This window comes from Conyzicola nivalis, assembly GCF_040548875.1.
Classification (GTDB): Bacteria; Actinomycetota; Actinomycetes; order Actinomycetales; family Microbacteriaceae; genus Conyzicola; species Conyzicola nivalis_A.
Window position 1 is genome coordinate 1,640,206 of sequence record NZ_JBEPSJ010000001.1, and the last position, 22,587, is coordinate 1,662,792.

The 22,587-nt window shown below is 68.8% G+C and carries 20 protein-coding genes; 1 reads left to right on the plus strand and 19 read right to left on the minus strand.

The genetic code is table 11. The features are described 5' to 3' along the window. Positions 1 to 76: 76 nt before the first annotated feature. The 19 genes from ABIE21_RS08055 to ABIE21_RS08145 form a co-directional block, all read right to left on the minus strand. Entirely contained in the window at positions 77 to 943 is an 867-nt protein-coding gene (locus ABIE21_RS08055) for an ATP-binding cassette domain-containing protein (protein ID WP_354024253.1), read from the minus strand. Next, entirely contained in the window at positions 940 to 2,736 is a 1,797-nt protein-coding gene (locus ABIE21_RS08060) for a dipeptide/oligopeptide/nickel ABC transporter permease/ATP-binding protein (RefSeq protein ID WP_354024254.1), read from the minus strand. The genes ABIE21_RS08055 and ABIE21_RS08060 overlap by 4 nt, the downstream gene beginning before the upstream one ends. Further along, positions 2,733 to 3,674, minus strand: a complete 942-nt coding sequence (locus ABIE21_RS08065) for an ABC transporter permease (RefSeq protein ID WP_354024255.1) — start codon at positions 3,672 to 3,674, stop codon at positions 2,733 to 2,735. The genes ABIE21_RS08060 and ABIE21_RS08065 overlap by 4 nt, the downstream gene beginning before the upstream one ends. Positions 3,675 to 3,764: 90 nt before the next feature. After that, positions 3,765 to 5,291, minus strand: coding sequence for an ABC transporter substrate-binding protein (locus ABIE21_RS08070; RefSeq protein ID WP_354024256.1), 1,527 nt, complete (start codon positions 5,289 to 5,291; stop codon positions 3,765 to 3,767). Positions 5,292 to 5,436: 145 nt separating this feature from the next. Continuing rightward, positions 5,437 to 6,438 carry a Gfo/Idh/MocA family protein gene (locus ABIE21_RS08075; protein ID WP_354024257.1) on the minus strand — a complete coding sequence of 334 codons (1,002 nt, stop codon included), beginning with the start codon at positions 6,436 to 6,438 and terminating at the stop codon, positions 5,437 to 5,439. Further along, positions 6,438 to 7,328 carry a sugar phosphate isomerase/epimerase family protein gene (locus ABIE21_RS08080; protein WP_354024258.1) on the minus strand — a complete coding sequence of 297 codons (891 nt, stop codon included), beginning with the start codon at positions 7,326 to 7,328 and terminating at the stop codon, positions 6,438 to 6,440. The genes ABIE21_RS08075 and ABIE21_RS08080 overlap by 1 nt, the downstream gene beginning before the upstream one ends. 27 nt (positions 7,329 to 7,355) lie before the next feature. Next, the gene (locus ABIE21_RS08085) at positions 7,356 to 8,429 is read right to left on the minus strand and encodes a Gfo/Idh/MocA family protein (protein ID WP_354024259.1); all 1,074 of its coding nucleotides are present in this window, start codon (positions 8,427 to 8,429) and stop codon (positions 7,356 to 7,358) included. Beyond that, on the minus strand, positions 8,426 to 9,274 hold the full coding sequence (locus ABIE21_RS08090; RefSeq protein ID WP_354024260.1) for a sugar phosphate isomerase/epimerase family protein: 849 nt from the start codon (positions 9,272 to 9,274) through the stop codon (positions 8,426 to 8,428). The genes ABIE21_RS08085 and ABIE21_RS08090 overlap by 4 nt, the downstream gene beginning before the upstream one ends. Before the next feature lie 136 nt (positions 9,275 to 9,410). Next, a complete protein-coding gene (gene mutM, locus ABIE21_RS08095) occupies positions 9,411 to 10,322 on the minus strand; it encodes a bifunctional DNA-formamidopyrimidine glycosylase/DNA-(apurinic or apyrimidinic site) lyase (RefSeq protein WP_354024261.1) in 912 nt (303 codons plus the stop codon). After that, the gene (rnc, locus tag ABIE21_RS08100) at positions 10,323 to 11,021 is read right to left on the minus strand and encodes a ribonuclease III (protein ID WP_354024262.1); all 699 of its coding nucleotides are present in this window, start codon (positions 11,019 to 11,021) and stop codon (positions 10,323 to 10,325) included. A gap of 29 nt (positions 11,022 to 11,050) precedes the next feature. Next, positions 11,051 to 11,254 carry a 50S ribosomal protein L32 gene (rpmF, locus tag ABIE21_RS08105; RefSeq protein ID WP_354024263.1) on the minus strand — a complete coding sequence of 68 codons (204 nt, stop codon included), beginning with the start codon at positions 11,252 to 11,254 and terminating at the stop codon, positions 11,051 to 11,053. Then, positions 11,254 to 11,835: a YceD family protein gene (locus ABIE21_RS08110; RefSeq protein ID WP_354024264.1), complete on the minus strand. Its 582-nt coding sequence runs from the start codon at positions 11,833 to 11,835 to the stop codon at positions 11,254 to 11,256. Before ABIE21_RS08110 ends, rpmF begins: the two co-directional genes overlap by 1 nt. Positions 11,836 to 11,963: 128 nt before the next feature. Beyond that, positions 11,964 to 13,304 (minus strand): aspartate aminotransferase family protein, encoded by a 1,341-nt coding sequence (locus tag ABIE21_RS08115; RefSeq protein ID WP_354024265.1) that lies wholly within the window; start codon positions 13,302 to 13,304, stop codon positions 11,964 to 11,966. Between the two features lie 33 nt (positions 13,305 to 13,337). After that, positions 13,338 to 14,387: a TIGR03842 family LLM class F420-dependent oxidoreductase gene (locus ABIE21_RS08120; protein ID WP_354024266.1), complete on the minus strand. Its 1,050-nt coding sequence runs from the start codon at positions 14,385 to 14,387 to the stop codon at positions 13,338 to 13,340. A gap of 27 nt (positions 14,388 to 14,414) precedes the next feature. Next, positions 14,415 to 15,848, minus strand: coding sequence for a dihydropyrimidinase (hydA, locus tag ABIE21_RS08125; RefSeq protein ID WP_354024267.1), 1,434 nt, complete (start codon positions 15,846 to 15,848; stop codon positions 14,415 to 14,417). A gap of 94 nt (positions 15,849 to 15,942) precedes the next feature. After that, entirely contained in the window at positions 15,943 to 16,791 is an 849-nt protein-coding gene (locus tag ABIE21_RS08130; RefSeq protein WP_354024268.1) for a nitrilase-related carbon-nitrogen hydrolase, read from the minus strand. Positions 16,792 to 16,881: 90 nt separating this feature from the next. Further along, the gene (locus ABIE21_RS08135; protein ID WP_354024269.1) at positions 16,882 to 19,197 is read right to left on the minus strand and encodes a DUF3488 and transglutaminase-like domain-containing protein; all 2,316 of its coding nucleotides are present in this window, start codon (positions 19,195 to 19,197) and stop codon (positions 16,882 to 16,884) included. Then, the gene (locus ABIE21_RS08140; RefSeq protein WP_354024270.1) at positions 19,184 to 20,461 is read right to left on the minus strand and encodes a DUF58 domain-containing protein; all 1,278 of its coding nucleotides are present in this window, start codon (positions 20,459 to 20,461) and stop codon (positions 19,184 to 19,186) included. The genes ABIE21_RS08135 and ABIE21_RS08140 overlap by 14 nt, the downstream gene beginning before the upstream one ends. An 18-nt stretch (positions 20,462 to 20,479) precedes the next feature. After that, positions 20,480 to 21,454, minus strand: a complete 975-nt coding sequence (locus ABIE21_RS08145; RefSeq protein WP_354024423.1) for an AAA family ATPase — start codon at positions 21,452 to 21,454, stop codon at positions 20,480 to 20,482. 166 nt (positions 21,455 to 21,620) lie between these two features. Between ABIE21_RS08145 and cofD the strand changes: the two genes are divergently transcribed. Next, positions 21,621 to 22,577 carry a 2-phospho-L-lactate transferase gene (gene cofD / locus ABIE21_RS08150; protein ID WP_354024271.1) on the plus strand — a complete coding sequence of 319 codons (957 nt, stop codon included), beginning with the start codon at positions 21,621 to 21,623 and terminating at the stop codon, positions 22,575 to 22,577. Positions 22,578 to 22,587: the final 10 nt, after the last annotated feature.

A 22,587-nucleotide genomic window follows, 5' to 3' on the forward strand; every position in this document is an offset into this window, starting at 1 on the left:
GGCAAACGGGGCACGGTACACACCGTATTGACTCGGCGCGCATTCCCGTCGCAGGCGCTCCACGGGACGCGTCCGGTCACGCGACGGCACCGGCCTGCTCGTCTTCGTTGCGCTGTCTCTCGAGCAGTCGGAGGCGGTCGTTGCGGCGTTCCTCCTGGCGGTCGGGGTCGGTGACCGGCGAGGCCATCAGGAGGCGCTGCGTGTACGGATGTTCCGGATCGCCGGTGATTTGGGCCGCCTCGCCCTGCTCGACGATCTCGCCGCGGAACATCACGGCGACGCGGTGGCTGATGTGCCGCACGACGTCGAGGTCGTGCGAGATGAACAGGTACGAGACGCCGGTGTCGCGCTGGATGCTGAGGAAGAGATCGAGGATGCGGGCCTGCGTCGACAGGTCGAGGGCCGACACCGGTTCGTCGCAGACGATGAGTTTGGGGCTGAGGGCGAGGGCGCGCGCGATCGCGATGCGCTGCCGTTGCCCGCCGCTGAACTCCCGCGGCAGGCGGTCGACGGAGTCGCGGGGCAGGTTGACGTGGTCGAGCAGCTCGGCGATGCGCGCACGCGATGCCTTCTGCCCCGTTCCGGCGACGGCGAGCGGCTCCGACAGGATGCTGCCGATCGTCATCGCCGGGTTGAGCGACGTGTAGGGGTCTTGGAAGACGACCTGCAGGTCGGCGCTGAGGCTGCGGCGCTGGGCGCGTCTGGCATGGGAGATGTCTGTGCCGTCGAAGTCGATCGTGCCGCGGGTCACCGGGGCGAGCCCGAGGATGGCCCGCCCGAGCGTGGTCTTGCCCGACCCGGATTCGCCGACGAGTCCGAGGGTCTCCCCCGCGCCGACGCTGATCGACACGTCGGCGAGCGCCTGGAAGCTCTTGGCGCGGAAGCCCTTGCCGGGGTAGACGACGTCGAGCCCGTCGACGGCGAGCAGCGGTGTGTTCGTCATGCTTTCGTTCCCGTCGTGAGCATGCTCATGGGCAGTTTTCCCTCGAGCGTCGATGCGAGCAGCTGCCTGGTGTAGTCGTGCTGCGGGGCGCGCAGGATCGTGCGCACGTCGCCGCCCTCCGCGAGCGTGCCGTCCTTCATCACGACGACGCGGTCGCAGATGTCGGAGACCACTCCGAAGTTGTGCGTGACGATGATCATCCCCATGCCGAGCCTCTTCTGCAGGTCGCGCAGCAGGTCGAGGACCTCGGCCTGCACGGTCACGTCGAGTGCCGTGGTCGGCTCGTCGGCGATCAGCAGGTCGGGTTCGCAGCTGACGGCTCCGGCGATCAGCACGCGCTGCGCCATGCCGCCGGAGATCTCGTGCGGGTAGGCGTCGAAGGTGCGCTGCGGGTTGACGATGCCGACCGTCACGAGCAGCTCGAGCGCGCGGCGCCTGGCCTCGGCCTTCGATATGCCGAGCACCTTCACCATGGGGCGCACGAGCTGGTAGCCGATGGTGAATGCCGGATCGAGGTTGCTCATCGGCTCCTGCGGGATGTAGGCGATGCCCTTTCCGCGCAGCGCGGCGATGCGCGCCTGGGAGACCTGGCGCGAGCCGGGCGTGACCGTTCGCGTCGACCCGATGGTGATGCCGCCGCCGAGGATCTCGGCGGTGTCGGGGAGGAGGCCGAGAATCGCGAAGGCCGTCTGCGACTTCCCCGAGCCCGACTCGCCCACGATGCCGAGCACCTCACCGCGGTCGACGTGCAGCGAGACGCCGTCGACGACCGTCTTCATCGTCCCGCCCGCCTGGGGGTAGCCGATTCGCAGGCCGTCGACCACGAGAAGGTGGTCGCTGACGGCGTTCGTCGCCGTATCGGTGGTCACCGCCGAAGGAGCGGGGGCGGATGCCTCGAGCCGAGGCTTGCGCACGCGTGGCACCTTCTGTCCGTCTTCGAGCGAGTCGCGCAGCGCGTTGCCGAGGATCGCGAGGCACACGGTGGTGATCGCGATCGCGAGCGCTGGCCAGACGAGCAGCAGCGGGGTGAGGTACACGTTGCGGAACGCGTCGGAGAGCATAACGCCCCAGGTGGGCACCAGCGGGTCGCCGAGACCGAGGAATTCGAGGCCCGACTGGATCGCGATGGCGACGCCGGCGACGTTCGCCGTCTGGATGATGATGGGGGCGCGCACCACCGAGAAGATGTGACGGGACATGATGCGGGTGTCGCTGAGGCCGGACACCCTGGCCGCGTCGACGTACAGCTCGTTGCGCACCGACTTCACCGCGGTGCGGGTGAGCCGGTAGAACGACGGTGCGAGAAGCACTCCGAAGACGAGCATCGAGATCCACACCGACGGACCGGTCGCCGCACGCACCGCGAGCAGCACGATGATGCCGGGGAGCGACATCAGCATGTTGGTCACCCAGTTGGCGCTGCCGTCGAACCAGCCGCCGTGATAGCCGGCGAGGAGGCCGGCCGGCACGCCGATGGCGATCGCGACGACGGCGGCGAGGGCCGCCGCTGCGAGGGTGACCTGGCTCGCGAAGAGCAGTCGGCTGAAGACGTCGCGGCCGAGGCTGTCGGTGCCGAGGATGTGCTCGGCGCTCGGACCGGCGAGCACCGCCTGGAGATCGCCGAAGTTGGGGTCGTGGGTCGCGAGCACCGGCGCGAGGAAGCTCGCGACGACCGTTCCGGCCAGCAGGAGCAGCGCGAGTATCGCGAGCGGGTTCTTCGCGAGCCGCTTGACGACGCCGCTGCGTGCGACGACCGCCGGCACCTGCGGGTTCTGCACGATTGCTTCGCTCACGAGACACGCACCTTCGGGTTGAGCCAGCCGTTCACGAGGTCGACGACGAGGTTGACGAGGATGACCATGATGACGGTGTAGACGACGACGCCCATGACGACGGGAATGTCGCCCTGGGTCGTGGAGAGCACGGCGAGCGGTCCGACGCCGGGGAGGGCGAAGATCTGCTCGATGATCACCGATCCGCCGAGCAGACCGACGAACTGCAGCGAGAGGATGGTGAGGGCGGCGGGTGCCGCGCTGCGGAGTACGTGCTTGAAGACGACTTCGCGCTCCGGAAGCCCCCTGCTGCGCAGGGTGCGCACGAAGTCCCGGCGCCGGACGTCGATGATCGCGCTGCGGAATTGCTGCGCGGCCTGTGCGACGAGTTGGAAGACGAGCGCCGTGATCGGCAGCGCGATGGACATCAGCCACAGGGCCGGGTTGTCGGAGAAGGGCACGAACCCGGTCGCCGGGAAGATCTTCGCCTGGATGGCGAGGCTGGTCACCAGCACGATCGCTACGACGAAGCTCGGAAGGGCGTCGCCCGCGAGCGAGAGCAGCTGCACCGCGCGGTCGATCCAGCCGCGCTTGATCGCTGCCGCCACGCCGAGGAGGGCGGCGAGCACGGCGGCGATGACGAGTGCTCCGAGAACGATGGTGAGGGTGACGGGAAGACGGTTGAACAGGGCGGTCACGACGGGCTCGCTGTTGAACCAGGAGCGACCGAAGTCACCCGTGATCGCGCCGCCCAGCCACTCGAAGTAGCGCACCGGCAGCGGCTGGTCGAGCCCGAGCTCCGCCTGCTTCAGCGCGATCTGCTCGGGCGTCGCGAACTCGCCCAGGATGTTCTGCGCGATCCCGTCGGAGGAGAAATACAGCAGCACGTAGGTGATCGTGGAGATCACGAACAGCAGCAGGATTCCCGCGACGAGACGTCGGAGGAGGAATATCAGCATTGTCTAGTTCCCATGTTTCGCGCGCGGCGTGCCTGACCCGGTCGGGTGGGTGGCCGGGGCGGCTGTGGGGCCGCCCCGGCCGGTGTGGGGCTACTTCGTCGGGGCGTAGTTGTAGATCGACGGCACTGCCTGCTGCAGCTGGTTCTCGACGGTCACCGTCTTGTCGAAGAAGTACAGCTGGTTCACGCGGTAGAACGGTGCGAACCAGGCCTCCTCGGTGATGTACTCCGTGAACTCCTTGGCCGCGTCGTCGTCGCCCGCCTGGATCTTCTCGATCAGCGCGGCGGACTTCTCGTCCGTGTACTTCAGCGGGTTGAACGCGGCGTTCGGGCCGATGTGGTGGTTGACCGCCACCCACGGGTCGCCCTGGAAGATGCCGTAGTAGCCGATGGAGTACTTGCCGGTGAAGATCTCGTTGCGGTAGTCGGTCGAGGGGATGACGACCTGCGTGGCGTTGATGCCGACGTCGGCGAGCTGCTGCACGATGGCCGCGTTGATGATCGTGTCGGCGCTGTTCACCGGCAGGGTCAGATCGAAGCCGTCGGGGTAGCCGGCGGCGGCGAGCAGCGACTTGGCCTTCTTCGGGTCGAAGTCGTACCGCTCGTCGAGCTTCTTCACGTAGCCGGCGCTGGAGGTGCCCGTCACCTGGCTGGTGATCTCGCCGTTGCCGAGCAGCAGCGAGTCGAGCAGCGACTGCCGGTCGATGGCGTAGTTGATCGCCTGGCGCACGCGAACGTCGCCCAACGGCTTGGCCTGGACGCCGCCCCGGTCGAAGAGGAACAGTCCCTGCCAGTCGACGGGATTGGTGATCTCGTTGAGGCCGGCGCCTGTGCCCTGAGGCGCCGTCTTGGCGTCGAGCAGCGCGGCGTTGACCTGGCCGGAGACCAGGGCGTTGACGCGGGCCGTGACGTCCTGCATCGGCTTGATGACGATCTCGTCGAACTTTTGGAGGTCGGGGTTCCAGTAGTCGGGGTTCTTCGCGTAGGTGTAGGTGGCGCCGGCGATCGTGGACTCCGTGTCGAGGATGTACGGACCGGAGCCGACGGGGGTGCCGATGATGCCCTCGGTGTCGAGCGCGGCGGGGCTCGCCATGAATCCGGCGGAGGCGGCCATGTAGAGGAGGATGGCGGGGTCGGGCTGCGACAGCTCGATGACGGCGGTGTCCTCGTCGACGACGCGCACGGCTTCGATCGAAGCGGCGGTCGACGCCTGCGGGCCGTTCGCGACCTTGAAGTGATCGATGTTGGCCTTGACGGCCTCGGCGTCAAACTTCTCACCGTCGGTGAAGGTGACGTCGTCGCGCAGGTTGAGCGTGAGCTCGGTCTCCGTTTCGTCGTACTCCCAGTCGGTGGCGAGCATCGGCGTCAGGTCGCCGTTGGGCTCGCGCATGATCAGGGTGTCGTAGACGGGCTGGTAGTACTGCATGTAATGGCCGACGTGCGATGCGGCGGGGTCGAACGAAGTGACGTCGACGAGCGAGCCGATCGACAGCGTTCCCCCCGTCGGGCCAGCGGTGTTGTCGCCGGTGGCGGCTCCGCCGCTTGCGCCGCAACCGGTGAGCACGAGGGCCCCGGTCGTCAGCATGGCCGCGAAGGCGGCTCGTGAACGTAACTTCATTGTCAGCTCCTAGCTGGTGGATATGAACGTCTCTGTCCGTCGTACCGCCCGGCCCCTCGGGGGTGTCGGTCGGTGCTCCTGCCCCAGAGTAAGGGCGCGGACTCCGGTTTGGCAACCGATTGTCAAAACTTTTGGCAAGCGATTGTCAAACCGAGTGCTCGAGGGACTGCCGGTAGACCTGCTTGACGATGCGCAGCGACTTGAGCGCCTCGTCCGGATCGATCCAGAACGCACCGGGCGCGTCGAGTTGCGCGTAGAAGTCGCGGATGAGCAGTTCGTGCGAGACGCCCCAGTACGAGCGCTCCCCCGGGCGGGCCGGCTGGTCGGAGACGACCTCCACCCGTCCGTCGTCGTGCCGGATGGTCAGATCGCCGCGAAGGTGCAGCGTCGCCTTCTCGGTCACGACATCGATGGTGACCGGCGCGTTCGCCGCGTTCGCGAGCGTGGCGAACACGACGCTGCGCACACCGTCGGCGTGCTCGAGCACGAAGTCGGCGGTGTCCTCCACCTCGATCACCCCCCGCAACGATCGGTTCGAGGCGCCTCCCACGACGCTCGCGACGTCGCCCACGAGCCACTGCACGAGGTCGACCGTGTGGATGGCCTGGTTCATGAGCAGCCCGCCGCCGCTTCCCGACCAGGTGCCGCGCCACGGCCGGTCGAGATAGTAGGCGGCTGCGCGGTGCCAGACGACCGTGGCGTGGGCGGCGACGACCGCCCCGAGCTCGCCCGAGTCGAGCGCGGCCTTGAGCGCGGCGACGGTGGGGTTGTACCGGTTCTGGAAGCAGACGCCGACCTTGGCCGAGCTGCGCCGGGCGGCCAGGGCGAGGGCCTCCCCGTCGGCGAGCGTGTGGGCGAGCGGCTTCTCGGTGACCACGTTGATTCCCCGCTCGAGGCAGGCGAGCGTCATCCAGGCGTGCTCGCTGTGCGGGGTGCACACGTGCACGACCGTGGGGTTCTCCGCGTCGAGCATCGCGACGAAGTCGGCGTAGCCGGGCACGCCGTGCGCGTCGACGGCGGCCGCGAGCCGTCCGGGATCGTCGTCGACCAGCGCGACGAGGCGCACGTCGGAGAGCCGTGAGAGCGCGTCGAGGTGCAGCGCCGAGATGTCGCCGCAGCCGACGACCGCGGCCGTGACATCCGCCATCACAGCTGGGCGAACGTGAGTGCGGACTTCGCCCACTCGTAGGAGATCGCGTGCGACTCGTACAGCGAGTCGACGCTGGGAACGTCTACCTCGATCATGTAGTCGCCGTCGTAGTCGGCCGGGATGGCCGCGACGATCGCGTCGAAGTCGAGCACCCCCCTGCCGGGCTCCGCCCACAGTCGCTGGGTCGCCGCGGTCTCGCGGTAGCCGAGGCCGACACGGTCGGCGGGATCGAGATAGTCCGCGTAGACGTCTTTGAGGTGGATGCCGCCCAGGCGGTCGGCGTACCGCTCGATCAGAGTCACCGGGTCGATGCCGGCCCACCGCAGATGCCCGGTGTCCGGCCCGAATCCGATCAGGTCGGGGCCGAGGGTGTCGAGCAGGCTGGTGATCTCGTGCTCCGTCTCGAACACCCCGCCGATGTGGGAATGGTGGAGGGGGCGGATGCCTTCGGCGAGCAGCACCTCGCAGGTCGCGCCGGCGTTCTCGATCGCGAGCTGCAGGCGGTCCTCGCAGAAGTCGGCCCCGACCGCGGGCTCGGCCATGCGTGCGGGGATCGCCATCGACGAGATCATCGCGCGGTCCTGGCCGAGGCTCGCCTGGTCGGCCGCGAACCGCTTGGCGCTCTCCAGAACGTCGACCATGTCCACGGTCTCGTCGAATGCGCTGCTGAACAGGCTGAGCGAGGGGGCGAGGCCGTAGCCCGAGATCCATTCGAGGTAGCCGGCCGCCGTCATGCCCTGGGGGATGTCGGCCTTGACCGCGGTGAACCCGATCTTCTGGAAGTCGCGGAAGGCCTCCTCGAACACGGCGGGCGACTTGTCTGTCACGCCGCCGCGCGACCAGTAGGGGATGGGGTTCGCGGCGACGCGAGGGGTTCTGGTTGTCATCGTTGACTCTCTTCGGTTGTGGGACGACTAGACGAGGCTGACGGGGAGTCCGGTGCGGGCGGACTCGTAGACGCCGGTGATGATCGCGATGGCCTGACGGTTCTCGCGCAGGCCGATGCGCACCGGCTCTGCGCCCTCGAGCGCTGCCAGGAAGTTGAGGTACTGGTGCTTGTGGGCGTTCGACATGCCGCCCTCGGGAAAGAAGTCCGCCGGAAACTCGTGCCGGTCGATCTGGTTCGTGCTCTTACCCGTGTTGCCCATGAACGCCTCCTCGACCGGCTCCCCCGCGGGAGTCGTGTGGATGTAGGTGAGCCTGTCGTTCTCGATGACGGCCGAGCCCTTGTCGCCGTGGATCTGCAGACGCGCGACGAGCCCCGGGTACACCGCGGTCGAGCCGTGCAGAACGCCGATGGCGCCCGATTCGAACTTGACGACGGCGGCCGCCACGTCTTCCACCTCGATACGGTCGTGCGCGAGGGTGCCGGTATAGCCGAATACCTCGACCGGGGTTCCGAGGGCCGCGACGAGCAGGTCGACGGTGTGCACGCCCTGGTTCATCAGCGCGCCTCCCCCGTCGAGAGCCCACGTGCCGCGCCAGTCGCCGGAGTCGTAGTAGCTCTGCCCTCGCCACCAGTCGATAGACGCGACTCCCGACGTGAGTCTCCCGAGCTCTCCCCGCTCGATGGCCCCCACGAGCAGCTCGGTGGCCGGGTCGAAGCGGTGCTGGGAGATCACGGTGACGAGCGTGCCCGCGGCCTGTTGCGCCGCGATGATCGCGTCGGTGCGGTCGACCGTGACCTCGGCGGGCTTCTCGATGATCACGTGCCTGCCGGCCTCGAGCGCCTCTATGGCGATGTCGGCGTGGGTGCCGGTGGGCGTGCAGACCACGACGACGGATGCGTCGGTCGCCGCGAGCGCCTCCGACAGCGATGAGAACACGTCGGCGCCGAACTGCTCGGCGAGCTCCTTCGCCTTGGACGGCTGCGGGTCGACTACGGCCACGAGCTCTAGGCGGTCGGCGAGCTCGGAGATCACGCGGGCGTGCTGCCGCGCGATGAGGCCGGCTCCGACGAGGACGAGACGGGTGCGTTCAGCGGTCATACGAGTTTCACTCCAATGGAATCGGTGAGATGGCGGAAGGCGCGGCCGGCGTCTCCGAACGCCTCCGGCCCCGAGAAGCCCCCGAGCTCGAAGGCCCGCGCGAGGTGCGGTTCGAGGGAGGCGAAGCCGGTGTAGCCGTCGTCGCGCAGCGCGGCGAGCGTCTCGAGCACCTCGCCGTCGCCCTCCCCTGCCGGGACGACGTCTCCGGTCGAGGCGACCGCGTCTTTCACCTGCAGGTATTCGATGTGGGGTCGCAGCATCGCGTAGGCCTCGGTGAACGGCCTGACCCCCACCTGCACGAAGTTCGCACTGTCCCACGCGAGCCTGAGTGCGGGTGATCCGACCGACTCGACGATGTCGAGCACGCGCTCGGGGGTGTCGCCGTAGATGCCCTTCTCGTTCTCATGCAGCAGCACTACTCCCGCCTCCTCCGCGGTGGCTGCCAGCAGCGCCATCCGCTCGATCACGGCCTCACGGATGTCGGCGGCGCTCTGTTCGGGCTGTCGGAAGAAGGAGAATATCCGGATGTACGGCGCGCCGAGCGTGGCCGCGACGCGGATGACGCGCGTGAGCCGCTCGACCTCGTGCCGGGGCGGCAGGGAGACGTCGACCTTGCCGATGGGCGAGGCGACCGCGGAGACGGCGAGGCCCAAGGCGTCGAGAGTGGATTTCAGCCGGGCCGTCGCGTCGTCGTCGAGGTCGACGACGTTGATGCCCCACGCGCTGCGCACCTCGATGTGGTGTGCTCCGAGAGCGAGGAGTACCGCGCCCTGCACGTGCGGATCGGGGTCGATCTCGTCGCCGAATCCCGAGAGTTTCCAGTGGACAGCATTGTCTAGAGTCACAGTTCTCTTCTACGTTGATCGGCCGCCCGTCGGGCACCGGCCGAAGCTCTGCGACGGGGCCGTCGTTGGCTCCCGACCGTCGTTCTGTTGCGAGCTTAGCCGCGGCAGGCTGGTTTTGACAACCGATTGCCAAAATCTAGCGAGGAGCGCGCACCCGCTGGCAGAACGCGCAGAAGTGCGATCCGCGGTTCATAAACGACTCGCGGATGATCGGCCGGCCACAGCGTGGACAGGGCTTTCCCTGCTGGCCGTAGGCGTTGAGCGAGTGCGAGAAGTAGCCGCTAGCCCCGTTCACATTCACGTACTGCGCGTCGAAGCTCGTGCCGCCCTCGCCGAGCGCCTTCTCGAGCACGAGCCGCACCTCGGCGAGCAGCAGCTTCGCCCGCGGCCGGGAGAGCGTCGACGTCGGCTGGTCGTAGTGGATGCGCGCCGCCCACAGCGCCTCGTCGGCGTAGATGTTGCCCACCCCGCTCAGCAGCGTCTGGTCGAGCAGGGCGCGTTTGACGCCGGTGTTGCGCCGGGCGAGCCGGTCGAGGAACAACCGGTCGTCGAACCATTCGTCGAGCGGGTCGCGCGCGATATGCGCGACCTGGCTCGGCACGAGGGCGCCGGGCGCATCCGTCGTCTCGATCATCTCGTCGACCGCCATCGAGCCGAAGATGCGCTGGTCGACGAAGTTGAGGCGCAGCGGTCCGTGCTCGGGGTGGTCGAGCTCGAGCCGGATGCGCGTGAGCCTGTCGTCGGTGGTGCGGTCGCGCAGCAGCACCTGGCCGCTCATGCCGAGGTGTACGACGAGCGCCTCGGCGGTCGCTGAGCCTGCCTGCCCCGAGGTCGTCGAATGGGCCCCCAGCGGCAGCCAGAGGAACTTGCCGCGCCGCTCGGCCGACACGATCGTGCGGCCCTCGAGGCGGTCGACGAAGTCCTCGCCGGGCCCGGGGTGGCGACGCAGAGACCGTTCGTCGAAGACGGTGACGGATGCCACGTGGGATCCGCTGACGGCGGGCGCGAGACCGGCGCGCACCACCTCGACCTCGGGGAGCTCCGGCACCTACGTGGCGTCGCGCACGAGCTGCGTCCACGCCTCGAGCGCGGCGGCTACCTCGGCCTGCTTCTTGCTGGAGCCGACGCCGGTGGCGATCTCGCGCTCCTGCAGCAGCACCGTGGCGTGGAAGCGCTTGAGGTGGTCGGGCCCGCTGTCGACGATGACGTAGGTCGGGGCTCCCAGGCTGCGTCGCGCGGAGAGCTCCTGCAGGCTCGTCTTCGGGTCCATGGTGGCGCCGAAGCGTTCGGGGTCGGCGAGCAGCGGCGCGATCAGCCGGTAGACGAGCGCGGTGGCCTCTTCGCCGCCGCGGGAGAGATAGGCGGCGCCGATAATGGCCTCGACGGTGTCGGCGAGCATCGACGACTTGTCGCGGCCGCCGGTGAGCTCCTCGCCTCGGCCGACGCGCAGGTACTGGCCCAGCCCGATGTGACGGGCGACCTCGGCGAGGGCGACGGTCGACACGAGGCTCGCACGGCGCTTGGCCAGCTCGCCCTCGTCGAGGTCGGGGTGCTCGGTGAAGAGCATCACGGTGACCGCCTGGCCCAAAATCGAGTCGCCGAGGAACTCGAGGCGCTCGTTGTTCGCCACTCCCCCGTTTTCGTACGCGAAGGAGCGGTGGGTCAGAGCGAGCTCGAGCAGATCCGGGCCGATGTCGATTCCCAGCAGGGACGACAAATCGGCCCGGCTGGCAGTGTTACCAGTCACGGGCCGACTCGCAGAAATTCAAGTGTGGACTAAACGTCCGCGACCTTGCGGCCCTTGTACTCCATGTACAGGGGCGTGCCGGTCGAGTCTTCGACGACCTTCGCGCGGTGCGGGAGGCTGTAGACGGTCTTGCCGTTCTCGACGGTCTTGACCAGCGTGGGGGCGGTCGCCTTCCACTGCGCGCGGCGCATGCGGGTGCTCGCGCGCGACATCTTGCGCTTCGGTACAGCCATTAGCTTCTCTTCTCTCTCTCGGCGCGGTCGGCATCGCCTGCCGCCTCGCCTGCAACATCTGATTCGGATGACTGGAACCCGGCGAGCGCAGACCAGCGAGGATCTACGATTTCTTGGGGTTTCCTGTCTGGAAAGTCGGCCAGTCTTTCGCCCGTTACCGGGTCGAGTCCTGGGCAATCCGGACGACATACCGGTTGAAACGGCAGTGACAGCACTACCGCATCCCTGACGGACGGTTCAAGATCAATGTGATCCTCGACAACCGTGTAGTCAAAAGCTTCGTCAACAGAGTACGCGAAAAGTTCCTGAATCTCGACTTCGACCGGCAATTCGATCGCGTCGAGGCAGCGGCCGCACTCGCCGGCGGCGATCGTGGAGACGTCTGCGGAGACCAGGATGCCGTCGTGGAGGGCTTCGAGGCGCACGTCGAGGTGCATCGTGGCGTTCTCGGGGATGCCGATGAGGGCATTGCCGAACGCCTCCGGCACGACGATGTCGAGCTCGTGCTCGCGCATCTCGCCGGAGCGGTGCATCAGGTCGTACACCGGAACGGTGAACGGGGTGGGGGTGAAGTTCGACACAACCGTCGATTCTACGTGAACGCGCGCCGACGCGCATGCCCGCGCTGGGGCCCCGCCGAGCCGAGGGGCAAGGAATCGACCCTCAGTGCCCGCCTCAACGTCGAAAGATTGCCCCTCAGGTCGCCGCACTAGGACAGGGTCGACTCCACCGCGGTGAACGCCTCGTCGTAGATCGCCAGGGCACGGGCGACCTCCTCGGGCGTCACGATGCATGGCGGAACGACGTGGATGCGGTTGTCGGCCGCGAACGGCAGCAGGCCGCGCGCCATGAGTTCCTTCTTGAGCTGCCCGATCACCACTCCGGAGACGGGTTCGCGCGACACCGGGTCGGCGACGAGGTCCAGGGCCCAGAAGACGCCGAGACCGCGCACCTCTCCGATGAGCGGATGCTTCGCAGCGAGCTCCGCGAGCCCCGGCGCGAGGTGGTCGGTGCCGATGGTCAGCGCGTTGTCGACGATGCCCTCCGCCTCCATCGCGTCGAGCGCGGCGACGATCGACGCCATGGCGAGCGGGTGTCCCGAGTAGGTGAGCCCACCCGGGAAGACCTGGGTCTCGAACGCCTGCGCGATCGACTCCGAGATGATCACTCCGCCCGCGGGAACGTAGCCCGAGTTCACGCCCTTGGCGAAGGTGATGAGGTCAGGCACGACGGGCCCGTCGTCATCGGCGAGACTCTGGAACGCGAACCAGCCGCCCGTGCGCCCGAAGCCGCACATCACCTCGTCGAAGATGAGCACGATGCCGTACTTGTCGGCGAGCTCGCGCACGCCGCGCAGGTAGCCCGGCGGCGGCACGAGCACGCCGGCGGTGCCGGGGATGGTCTCGAGCAGGATCGCGGCGATCGACGACGAACCCTCCGACTGGATGACCCGTTCCAGGTGCTGGAGCGCCCGCTGCGACTCCTGCTCCGGCGAGTCGGCCCAGAACTCCGAGCGGTACTCGAACGGCCCGAAGAAGTGCGCGTGGCCGCGCGCGAACTGGTTGGGCACTCGACGCCAGTCGCCGGTGGCCACCACAGCCGCGCCGGTGTTGCCGTGGTACGAGCGGTAGGTGGAGAGCACCGTGTCTCGCCCCGTCGTGAGCCGCGCCATCCGCATGGCGTTCTCGTTGGCATCCGCCCCGCCGTTGGTGAAGAAGACCTTGCCGAACGTCGAGCCGGCGCGCGCGAGGATGCGTTTCGCCGCCTCGCCGCGGGCGAGGTTGGCGTGTGCGGGTGCGACGGTGGTGAGCACGTCGGCCTGCGCCTTGATCGCGGCGACGACGGCCGGGTGCTGGTGCCCGATGTTGGTGTTCACGAGCTGGCTCGAGAAGTCGAGGTAGCTGTTTCCGTCGTAGTCCCAGACGTCGCAGCCCGCTCCTCCGGCGATGACGAGCGGCGTCAGCGCCCCCTGCGCGCTCCAGGAGTGGAAGACGTGGGCGCGGTCGAGGTCGTAGGCGAGTTCGCCGTCGGCGGGGTTCAGGTCGTTCATGGAGCGTCTTCCTTCTTCGGATGGGTGGAGCGTCTAGGCCTTCGCCGTGATGTGGTCGCGCATGGCGGGGATGACTGTCTCGCCGTAGACGCGCAGCGTCTCCTCCTTGTTATCGTGCTGCAGGTAGCCGGCGAACTGGTCGACGCCGAGCTCCTTGAGAGCCTTCAGCTTCTCGATGTGCTGTTCGGCGGTGCCCAGCAGGCAGAAGCGGTCGACGATCTCGTCGGGCACGAAGTCGGCATGTGTGTTGCCGGCGCGGCCGTGCTCGTTGTAGTCGTAGCCCTCGCGGCCCCTGATGTAGTCGGTGAGCGCGCGCGGCACAGCCCCTCGTCCTGAGCCGGCCGAAGGGTCGCCGTACTTCGCGACGATGTCGGCCACGTGGTTGCCGACCATCCCGCCGAACCAGCGACACTGATCCCGCATGTGATCCCAGTCGGCCCGCGAGTCGGAAGCGGCGATGTACATGGGGGCGGCGACGCAGAACTTGATCGCCATCGGGTCGCGGCCCGCGTTGTCGGCCGCGGTGCGCACGGTTCTGATCATCCACTCGGCGACATCGAGGTCGGCCATCTGCAGGATGAAGCCGTCGCCGACCTCGCCCGCCAGCTTGAGCGCCAACGGGCCGTAGGCGGCGACCCAGATGTCGAGCGTCGACCCGGTGCTCCACGGAAACTGCAGCGTCGCCCCGTTGTACTCCACAGGCCGGGAGTTCGCGAGCTCGCGAATGACGTGGATCGACTCGCGCAGCTCCCTGAGCGTCGTCGGCTTGCCGTTGGTGACCCGCACCGCGGAGTCGCCGCGGCCGATGCCGCAGATGGTGCGGTTGCCGTACATCTCGTTGAGCGTGGCGTACGTCGAGGCGGTGACGGTCCAGTCGCGGGTGGCGGGGTTGGTGACCATCGGTCCGACGATGACGCGACGCGTCTCGGCGAGGATCTGGCTGTAGATCACGTAGGGCTCCTGCCAGAGCAGGTGGGAGTCGAAGGTCCAGACGTGGCTGAACCCGTGCTGCTCGGCGAGCTTCGCGAGCGCCACGGTGCGCGACGCGGGCGGGTTGGTCTGCAGTACTGCTCCGAAGTCCATGTGATTCCTTAGGTTGCGGTCGCTGGGTCAGATCAGATACTGCGAGAGGCCACGCTTGAAGAACCGGCCGTCTCCCTTCGTGCCGACGTAGGTGTCGTCGTCGACCACGATCTTTCCGCGCGAGAGCACCGTGTCGACGTGGCCGTCGATCTCGTAGCCCTCGTAGGCGGAGTAGTCCATGTTCATGTGGTGGGTCTTGCCCACGCCGATCGAGGTGTGGCCGTTCGGGTCGTAGACGACGATGTCGCCGTCGGCTCCCGGCTGGATGACGCCCTTCGTGCCGTACATGCCGAACATGCGCGCCGGTGTGGTCGAGGTGAGCTCCACCCAGCGCGACAGGGAGATGTGCCCGTCGACGACGCCCTGGTACATGAGGTCCATGCGGTGCTCGACCGAGCCGATGCCGTTCGGGATCTTCGAGAAGTCGGTGAGCCCCATGTCTTTCTGCCCCTTCATGCAGAACGGGCAGTGGTCGGTGGAGACCATCTGGATGTCGTTCGTGCGCAGCGCCTGCCACATGTGGTGCTGGTGTCCCTCAGCCTTCGATCGCAGCGGGGTCGAGCACACCCACTTCGCGCCCTCGAAGGGTCCCCACTCGTCGCTGGTGGCGCCGAGGTTGTCTTCGAGCGACAGGTAGAGGTACTGCGGGCAGGTCTCGCCGAACACGTTCTGGCCGTTGTCGCGGGCCGTGGCGATCTGGTCGACGGCCTGCTTCGCCGAGACGTGCACGACGTACAGCGGCGCGCCCGTGAGGTTGGCGAGCATGATGGCGCGGTGCGTCGCCTCCTCCTCCGCCTGCCAGGGGCGGGTGAGGCCGTGGTTGTAGGGCGAGGTGTTGCCTGCCCGCACGGCCTGCTCGACGAGCAGGTCGATGACGCTGCCGTTCTCGGCGTGCATCATCATGAGCGCGCCGTTCTCCGCCCCCTTCTGCATGGCCTTCACGATCTGGCCGTCGTCGGACAGGAAGACGCCCTTGTAGGCCATGAACATCTTGAAGCTCGAGACGCCCTCGGCGACGAGCTCGTCCATGGCGACGAGGGACGAGTCCTGGACGTCGGAGAGTATCTGATGGAACCCGTAGTCGATCGCGCACTGCCCGGCCGCCTTCTCGTGCCAGGCCTTGTACTGGTCGAGCACGTTCTCGCCCGCGTACTGCACGACGAAGTCGACGATGCTCGTGGTTCCGCCGTGGGCGGCCGCGCGCGTTCCCGTCTCGAAGGTGTCGGATGCCTCGGTCCCGCCGAAGGGCATCTGCATGTGGGTGTGCGCGTCGATGCCACCGGGGATGACGTACTTGCCCGCCGCGTCGATAACCGTGTCGACGTTGCGCTCGAGGTCGAAGCCGAGCAGGTTGGAGCCCGGGGCGAGCACCGCGGCGATCGTCTCGCCGTCGATGAGCACGTCGGCGAGGCCCGTGCCGGTCGCGTTGACGACGAGGCCGTTCTTGATGAGAGTCTTCATTGGCTGTCCTTACTGCTCTTCGGTCGCTGAGCCCGTCGAAGCGGCGTGGCCCGTCGAGGCGGCGTCGCCCTTCGACAAGCTCACGGCCCGCACGTTACGGCTGGGGGATGCTGGTGTACGAGTCGGGGCGACGGTCGCGGTAGAACTGCCAGTCGTCGCGCATCTCGCGCACCATGTCCATGTCGAGGTCGCGGATGAGGATCTCCTCGTCGTCGCCCGAACCGCGCTCACCGACGAAGTTGCCACGCGGGTCGATCACCTGGCTCGTGCCGTAGAAGTCGACGGCGAGCTCGCCGTACTCGTTGTCCTCACGTCCGACCCGGTTGGGCTGCAGCACGAAGTACCCGTTGGCGACGGCCGCGGCCGGGCCCTCGACCTCCCACAGCCGGTTCGAGAGGCCGGGCTTGGTCGCGTTCGGGTTGAAGACCATGTGCGCGCCGTTCAGCCCCAGCTCCCGCCACCCCTCGGGAAAGTGGCGGTCGTAGCAGATGTACAGGCCGACCTTTCCGACGGAGGTGTCGAAGACCGGGTAGCCGAGGTTTCCGGGGCGGAAATAGAACTTCTCCCAGAACCTGTCGAGATGCGGGATGTGGTGCTTGCGGTACTTGCCGAGGATCGTGCCGTCGGACTCGACCAGTACCGCGGTGTTGTAGTACACGCCGGTGATGTCCTCTTCGTAGATCGGCAGGATCATCACGATGCCGAGCTCCTTGGCGAGCGCCGCGAAGCGCTGCACGATCGGGCCGTCGGCCTGCTCCGCGAAGCGGTAGTACTTCTTGTCCTCGGTGATGCCGAAGTACGGGCCGTAGAACAGCTCCTGGAAGCAGATCACCTGCGCCCCGACGGCCGCCGCGTCACGCGCGAACTGCTCGTGTTTGGCGAGCATCGACTCTTTGTCGCCGGTCCATGTCGTCTGGGTGATTGCTGCACGTACAACGGTCATGCGTTACCTCCGGGTGGGGCTTACCTGTTGCTATTCTTCGCGCTGAACATTTCTCTTGGATTTCCAACAATGACGTTGGCGTAAAACCTACTAGCCCTGACCGGTCAGGCGGGCTCCTACCGCGAACCAGCGGGCGAGAACGGATGCTGGCGCCAGGGCAGCTCGCAGGCGGACACCGCGGTCGACCCCGCCGCGGAGCGCGGCGAGCACTTCTCGCAGGTCGGCAGTCGTCGCTGCGGATGCTTCGGCGCCCGCCGCCGCGCCGCCGCCCGCTCCCGCTCCCGCGCGCGCGAACGACTCGCGTTCCACCGCCCGGCGCAGGCGTTCGAGCGCCGCGATGGCGGCGGGGCCGTCGATCGGCGAGCCGCCGATCGGACCGGTCGCGGCGAACACGCGGTCGTCGCGGGAGGTGGTGAGCCGCGCCGCGAACTCTCGGGGCGTCTCCGAGTCGGTGAGCCGCCAGCCCAGGTCGAGGGCGGTGTCGCGCACCTCGTCCCACGCGCCGATCACCGTGCCGTGGTGGGCCAGCTCGCGCACACGCGCCCGCCGGCGTGCGACCCGGGCCACCGCGGGGATGGCGAGCGCCCCGAGCAGCGCGATCGCCGCGATGGAGAGGATGATCGCGTTCCAGTTCGGCCCGGCGGCTGCCTGCTCCCCCGTCACGCCGCCCGAGTCGTCGCGCTCGGGGGCGACGTCCTGCGGCGCGGTGGTCGAGCTCGGCGCGGCGGTGGACTCGTCGATGTCGGGTGTCGTCGGGTCGTCCAGAACGGCCGGGTTGTACTCCGGCACGTTCGAGCGTCCGACGGTGGGCTCGAAACGCACCCAGCCGACGCCGTCGAAGTAGAGTTCGGGCCACGCGTGCAGCTCGTCCGTGGTGACCCGGTACTCCTCGTCGCCCGTCGTCTGGTTGTCGACCTCTGTACCGGTGGTGAATCCCACGGCCACCCGCGCCGGGATGCCCAGGGTGCGCGCCATCGCGGCCATCGCCGACGAGAAGTGCACGCAGTAGCCGCGGCGCTCGTCGAGGAACGTGCCGATGACCGCAGCGCTCGTTCCGTCGTAGCCGTTCTCGACCGGGGCCTCTTCGGAGTAGGTGAAGTCTCCCCCGCGAAAGAAGCTCTGCAGCGCGATCGCCCTGTCGTAGTTGGTGGTCGCTCCCGCGGTCGCCGCGGCGGCCGTCGCGGCGACGTTCGCCGGCAGGGTGTCAGGCACCTCGAGGTAGCGCAGCAGGTCGTCGGACACCGCCGGGTCGGCGGCGCGCAGCTGGTCGCTCGTGGGTGCGGCGGCCTCGGTGGTGACGACGTACTCCTGGCCGCGCACCGACGAGCGCTCGGTGCGCACGTTGAGGGTCTCCGGATCCCACACCCAGGTGCCGACGAGACCGGTGATGCTTCTCGGCGCGTAGGGCACGGGCAGCCAGCGGCCGCGCACGTTTCCTACCTTCAGCGTGGTCGTGGTCGTGACGACGGCGACATCGCCGTCGCGACCCGGCGCCGGCGCGATGTCCTCGGGGTTCGACGACCGGTCCCCCGACCCGATCGACGGCTGCCACGCGCCGTCGGCGAAGTCGTCGAGCGTCGCCATGCGCAGGTACTGCCGGTCTTCCGAGGTGGTCGTGTACGTGACGGCGAGCACGGGCGAGTCGCGCCGCAGGTCTTCGCCGAGGTCGACGATCGGGTTGAGCCCGGTCGCGTAGCCCTGACCGGAGGCGCCCGCGTCGATGGTCGCCACCGGCGGCAGGGCGATCGGCACGACCAGGGCGGCCACGACCGCGACGCCGCCGACGACCGTGGCGACCGCGGGCTGGGTGCGCGACGACGAGACGTAGAGGATGAGCATCCACGCCGCCGCGGTGAGCACGAAGTAGATCGGGTCGGTGTACTCGGGGTTGATGAATCCGGGCGCGGCGACGACCGCGAGCAGCGGGATGCCGGTCAGCGCGGGTGCCTTCGCGACGATGGCGAACGCGTCGAGGGCCATGGCGACGAGGCCCGCGGCCACCGAGAGGATGAAGAGGATGCCGGGCACCGGCTCGGCGGGAACGCCCTGCTCCTGAATCGACGCCGCCCCGCTCGCGAGCAGTTCGCCGAACCGCGCGACGGTGTCGAAGGTGGGTATGACCCCCAGCACCGCGGTGTCGGCGGCGAAGAAGAGCGTGACGGTGAGAAGCAGCGCAGCCGCTCCGCCCGCGACGGGAAGCAGGGGGCGTCGCGTCGCGGCCCGAACCCCGGCGGTCGCGCCGAGCACGAAGACGGCCACGGCGCTCGACACCACCCACCACACGCCGTTCGCGAGCAGGTGGTTGAGCCCGCCGAGAGCGAGCAGGAGGGCGACCCCGACCGCGAGGGTGCGGCGCATGCCGGGGATCGGCGGCCGCAGCGCCCTGCCGCGTCTAACGTGCGCCATCGGAGTCCCCGAACCGCTCGCGTGCACGAACGTCGTTGCCCGCGGCGTCTTCGTCGAGCGCCGCCGCCCACACCTCGGCCGGGTCATCCGTGACGCTCACCGACAGGCATTGCCATCCCGCACGGGTGAGCGCCTCGAGTGCTTCGGAACCCGGCGCGTCGATCACGAGCGCGACGCCGTGCTCGTGGCGGGCACGCTGGCTCGAGATCCAGCGCAGCGTCTCTGCCGACGGGCGGGCGAGCACCGCGAAGATGGGGCCGTGCAGGTCGAGGTCGGCGGATGCCGCGGACGGGGCGCCGACCGACTCGGGCAGCAGGCTCGCACTGGCGAGGCTCGTCAGGAAGTCGATGTCGTGCCCGGTTCCGCCGCCGGCCTCGACCGGCGCCACGAGCTGCGCCGGGCCGGTCTCCCGCAGCTGCAGCAGGAATCCGGCGCCGACGAGGTGCACGCCGAGCGACGCGACCATGCCGAGCGCCCATTCGAAGGCGTCGGCGCCTCCGCCCGGGTAGCCGCTCGATCGGGTGTCGACGATGAGGCGTGCGGTGGGAAAGCTGCTCTCCTCCTCCTGCCGCACCATGAGGTCGCCGCGTCTGGCAGTGGCCCGCCAGTGCACCCGGCGCAGCGCGTCGCCGCGACGGTACTCGCGCGTCATCAGGTCGTCGTTGTTGCCCGCGGCGTTGCGCCGACTGGCACGCACCGCGCCGTCGCCGCCGGCGAGCGAGAAGCCGCTGCCCGAGAGGTCGGTCACGCGCGGAGCGACGATGAGCTGCCGCGCCTCGCCCAGGACGGAGTCGTTGCGGGCGATGCCGAACGGGTCGACGCGCTCGATCGTGGCCGGGCCGATCTCGACGATACCGCGGCGGGGCGGGTGCAGGGCGTACTCGAGCCGGGTGACGCCGGCGGCCGTGTACCGGGCGCTCGGCAGCGACCGCAGCTTCGCCGCCTCGGTGGTTTCCGGCGGCCAGGGCAGCCGGTCGCGCCACTCCGCGCTCGCGCTGCGCCCGGCAGTGTTGTTCGACACCTCTATCGACACGGTCACCGGGCTGCCGACCGACACGACGTCGACGTCGAACCGGCGCGCCGCGGTGAGGCTGGGGGAACGGAACCGCACGAGCAGGAAGCTGAGTCCGACGAGTGCTCCGAGGAGGCAGGCGACGAAGAGCAGCTGCTCGTTGCCGAGGACGTACGCGAAGATCAGGAGCACGATCGCCCCGGCGAAGGCACCCCACCCTCGTCTCGTGAGCCCGGTCGCGCGACGACCCATGCCCCCTCGCGCCATGCGCTATCCCGAGTGACCGAGCGACCCGCCGGCGCCGAGCGGCACCGGCGTGTGGGCGACGATCCTGGAGATGATCTCGGCGACGCTCGCGCGGGCGACGCCTCCCGAGCGGTTGGCCGCGATGAGGCGGTGGGCGAGCACGGGCCCCACGATCGCGTTGACGTCGTCGGGGAGCACGAACTCGCGCCCGTCGAGCGCCGCCCGCACCTTGGCGGCGCGCACGAGCTGGAGTGTCGCACGGGGGCTGGCGCCGAGCCGCAGCTCGGAGTCGGTGCGGGTGGCCTGGGCGATGCGCACGACGTACTGTTCGACGGCCTGGCTGACGAAGACGTTGCGGGCGGTGTCGATCATGGCCGCGAGCTTCTGGCTCGAGATCACGGGCACCACGTCCTCGAGCGGGCTGCTCGTCTCCCGCGAGCGCAGCATGGCGATCTCGGCGGTCGAATCCGGGTAGCCCATCGAGATGCGGGCCATGAACCGGTCTCGCTGGGCCTCGGGGAGGGCGTAGGTGCCCTCCATCTCGATCGGGTTCTGGGTGGCCACCACGGTGAACGGCGTCGCGAGGATGTAGGTGGTGCCGTCGACCGTGACCTGCTTCTCCTCCATGCACTCGAGGAGGGCCGACTGCGTCTTCGGGCTGGCTCGGTTGATCTCGTCGCCGATGACGAGGTTCGCGAACACCGGTCCGGGCTTGAATTCGAACTCGCGCTCGGCCTGGTTGTAGATGGAGACGCCGGTGATGTCCGATGGCAGCAGGTCGGGGGTGAACTGGATGCGCGACACCGAGCAGTCGAGGCTCTTCGCCAGCGCGCGGGCGAGCATCGTCTTGCCGACGCCGGGAACGTCTTCGATCAGCAGGTGGCCCTCGGCGAGGATCACCGTGAGGGCCATCTCCACGGCCTCGCGCTTGCCGTCGATCACCAGCTCGACCGAGTCGACGATCGCTCGACTGGCTTTGTAGAACTCCTCGATCGGCATCGGGGCGTCTTCCCTCGCCGACACCGCCTCGTGTCCCGACTCGAACTGCCCCACAATGCTGTTCACCCTATGAGTGTGGCAGATATCGGCGATTTCGCCCCCTGAGAGTTCGCCCAACCCACGTGCTGGCGGTGCCTGCTAGGGTGCCTGCAACTATCGTGAGCGAGTGAAGATAACCGTTCTGTCAGGCGGCGTCGGCGGCGCCCGTTTCCTCCGCGGGCTGCGCGAGCACGTGCGCTCCGCGATTCCCGGCGCAGAGCTCACGGCGGTGGTCAACACCGGCGACGACATGTGGCTCACGGGCCTGCGCATCGCACCCGACCTCGACTCGATCATGTACACCCTGGCGGGCGAGAACGACGAGGCGCGTGGGTGGGGCCGCGTCGGCGAGACCGAGAGGGTCAGCGGCGAGCTTCGCGCGTACGGCGTCGGATGGCCCTGGTTCACGCTCGGCGACCTGGACATCGGAACGCACATCACCCGCAGCCACCTGCTGCGCGAGGGTCAGCCGCTCAGCGCGGTGACCGAGCGCATCGCGTCGCGCTGGCCGCTGGGCGTGCGACTCATCCCCGCCACCGACGACGAGGTCGAGACGTTCGTCACGGTCGAGGGCGGCGAGCTCCACTTCCAGGAGTGGTGGACGAGACACCGCGCCGCCGTGCCGGCTCTCGGGTTCGTGCAGCGCGGGGTCGAGGCATCCGCACCCGCCCCCGGCGTTCTCGAGGCCATCGCCTCGGCCGACGTGGTGCTGATCGCCCCGTCGAACCCCGTGGTGTCGATCGGGACCATCCTCGGCATCCCCGGGATCCGCGACGCGGTCGCCACGACCGACGCCCGGGTCGTCGGCGTCTCCCCCGTCATCGCGGGCGCCGTCGTGCGCGGCATGGCCGATGCCTGCCTGACCGCGATCGGAGTCGAGACCTCCGCCGAGGCCGTGGGGCTGCACTATGGCTCGCGCGCCTCGGGAGGGATTCTCGACGCCTGGCTGGTCGACAGTTCGGATGCCGCGTCCGTGGTCGCCCTCGCCGACGCGGGCATCGCGGCTCGGGCGGTGCCGCTCTGGATGCGCGACCCCGCTACGAGCGCGCAGCTCGCAGCCGACGCCCTCGCGTCGGCGCGGTAGGCGTTCTGCA

What these genes read in the sequence shown, in the direction of transcription:
- ABIE21_RS08055 (WP_354024253.1), bottom strand. Translation starts at nt 943, where the DNA reads ATGACGAACACACCGCTGCTCGCCGTCGACGGGCTCGACGTCGTCTAC.
- ABIE21_RS08065 (WP_354024255.1), bottom strand. Translation starts at nt 3,674, where the DNA reads ATGCTGATATTCCTCCTCCGACGTCTCGTCGCGGGAATCCTGCTGCTG.
- ABIE21_RS08070 (WP_354024256.1), bottom strand. Translation starts at nt 5,291, where the DNA reads ATGAAGTTACGTTCACGAGCCGCCTTCGCGGCCATGCTGACGACCGGG.
- ABIE21_RS08075 (WP_354024257.1), bottom strand. Translation starts at nt 6,438, where the DNA reads ATGGCGGATGTCACGGCCGCGGTCGTCGGCTGCGGCGACATCTCGGCG.
- ABIE21_RS08080 (WP_354024258.1), bottom strand. Translation starts at nt 7,328, where the DNA reads ATGACAACCAGAACCCCTCGCGTCGCCGCGAACCCCATCCCCTACTGG.
- ABIE21_RS08085 (WP_354024259.1), bottom strand. Translation starts at nt 8,429, where the DNA reads ATGACCGCTGAACGCACCCGTCTCGTCCTCGTCGGAGCCGGCCTCATC.
- rpmF (WP_354024263.1), bottom strand. Translation starts at nt 11,254, where the DNA reads ATGGCTGTACCGAAGCGCAAGATGTCGCGCGCGAGCACCCGCATGCGC.
- ABIE21_RS08115 (WP_354024265.1), bottom strand. Translation starts at nt 13,304, where the DNA reads ATGAACGACCTGAACCCCGCCGACGGCGAACTCGCCTACGACCTCGAC.
- ABIE21_RS08120 (WP_354024266.1), bottom strand. Translation starts at nt 14,387, where the DNA reads ATGGACTTCGGAGCAGTACTGCAGACCAACCCGCCCGCGTCGCGCACC.
- hydA (WP_354024267.1), bottom strand. Translation starts at nt 15,848, where the DNA reads ATGAAGACTCTCATCAAGAACGGCCTCGTCGTCAACGCGACCGGCACG.
- ABIE21_RS08130 (WP_354024268.1), bottom strand. Translation starts at nt 16,791, where the DNA reads ATGACCGTTGTACGTGCAGCAATCACCCAGACGACATGGACCGGCGAC.
- ABIE21_RS08135 (WP_354024269.1), bottom strand. Translation starts at nt 19,197, where the DNA reads ATGGCGCACGTTAGACGCGGCAGGGCGCTGCGGCCGCCGATCCCCGGC.
- ABIE21_RS08140 (WP_354024270.1), bottom strand. Translation starts at nt 20,461, where the DNA reads ATGGGTCGTCGCGCGACCGGGCTCACGAGACGAGGGTGGGGTGCCTTC.
- ABIE21_RS08145 (WP_354024423.1), bottom strand. Translation starts at nt 21,454, where the DNA reads ATGCCGATCGAGGAGTTCTACAAAGCCAGTCGAGCGATCGTCGACTCG.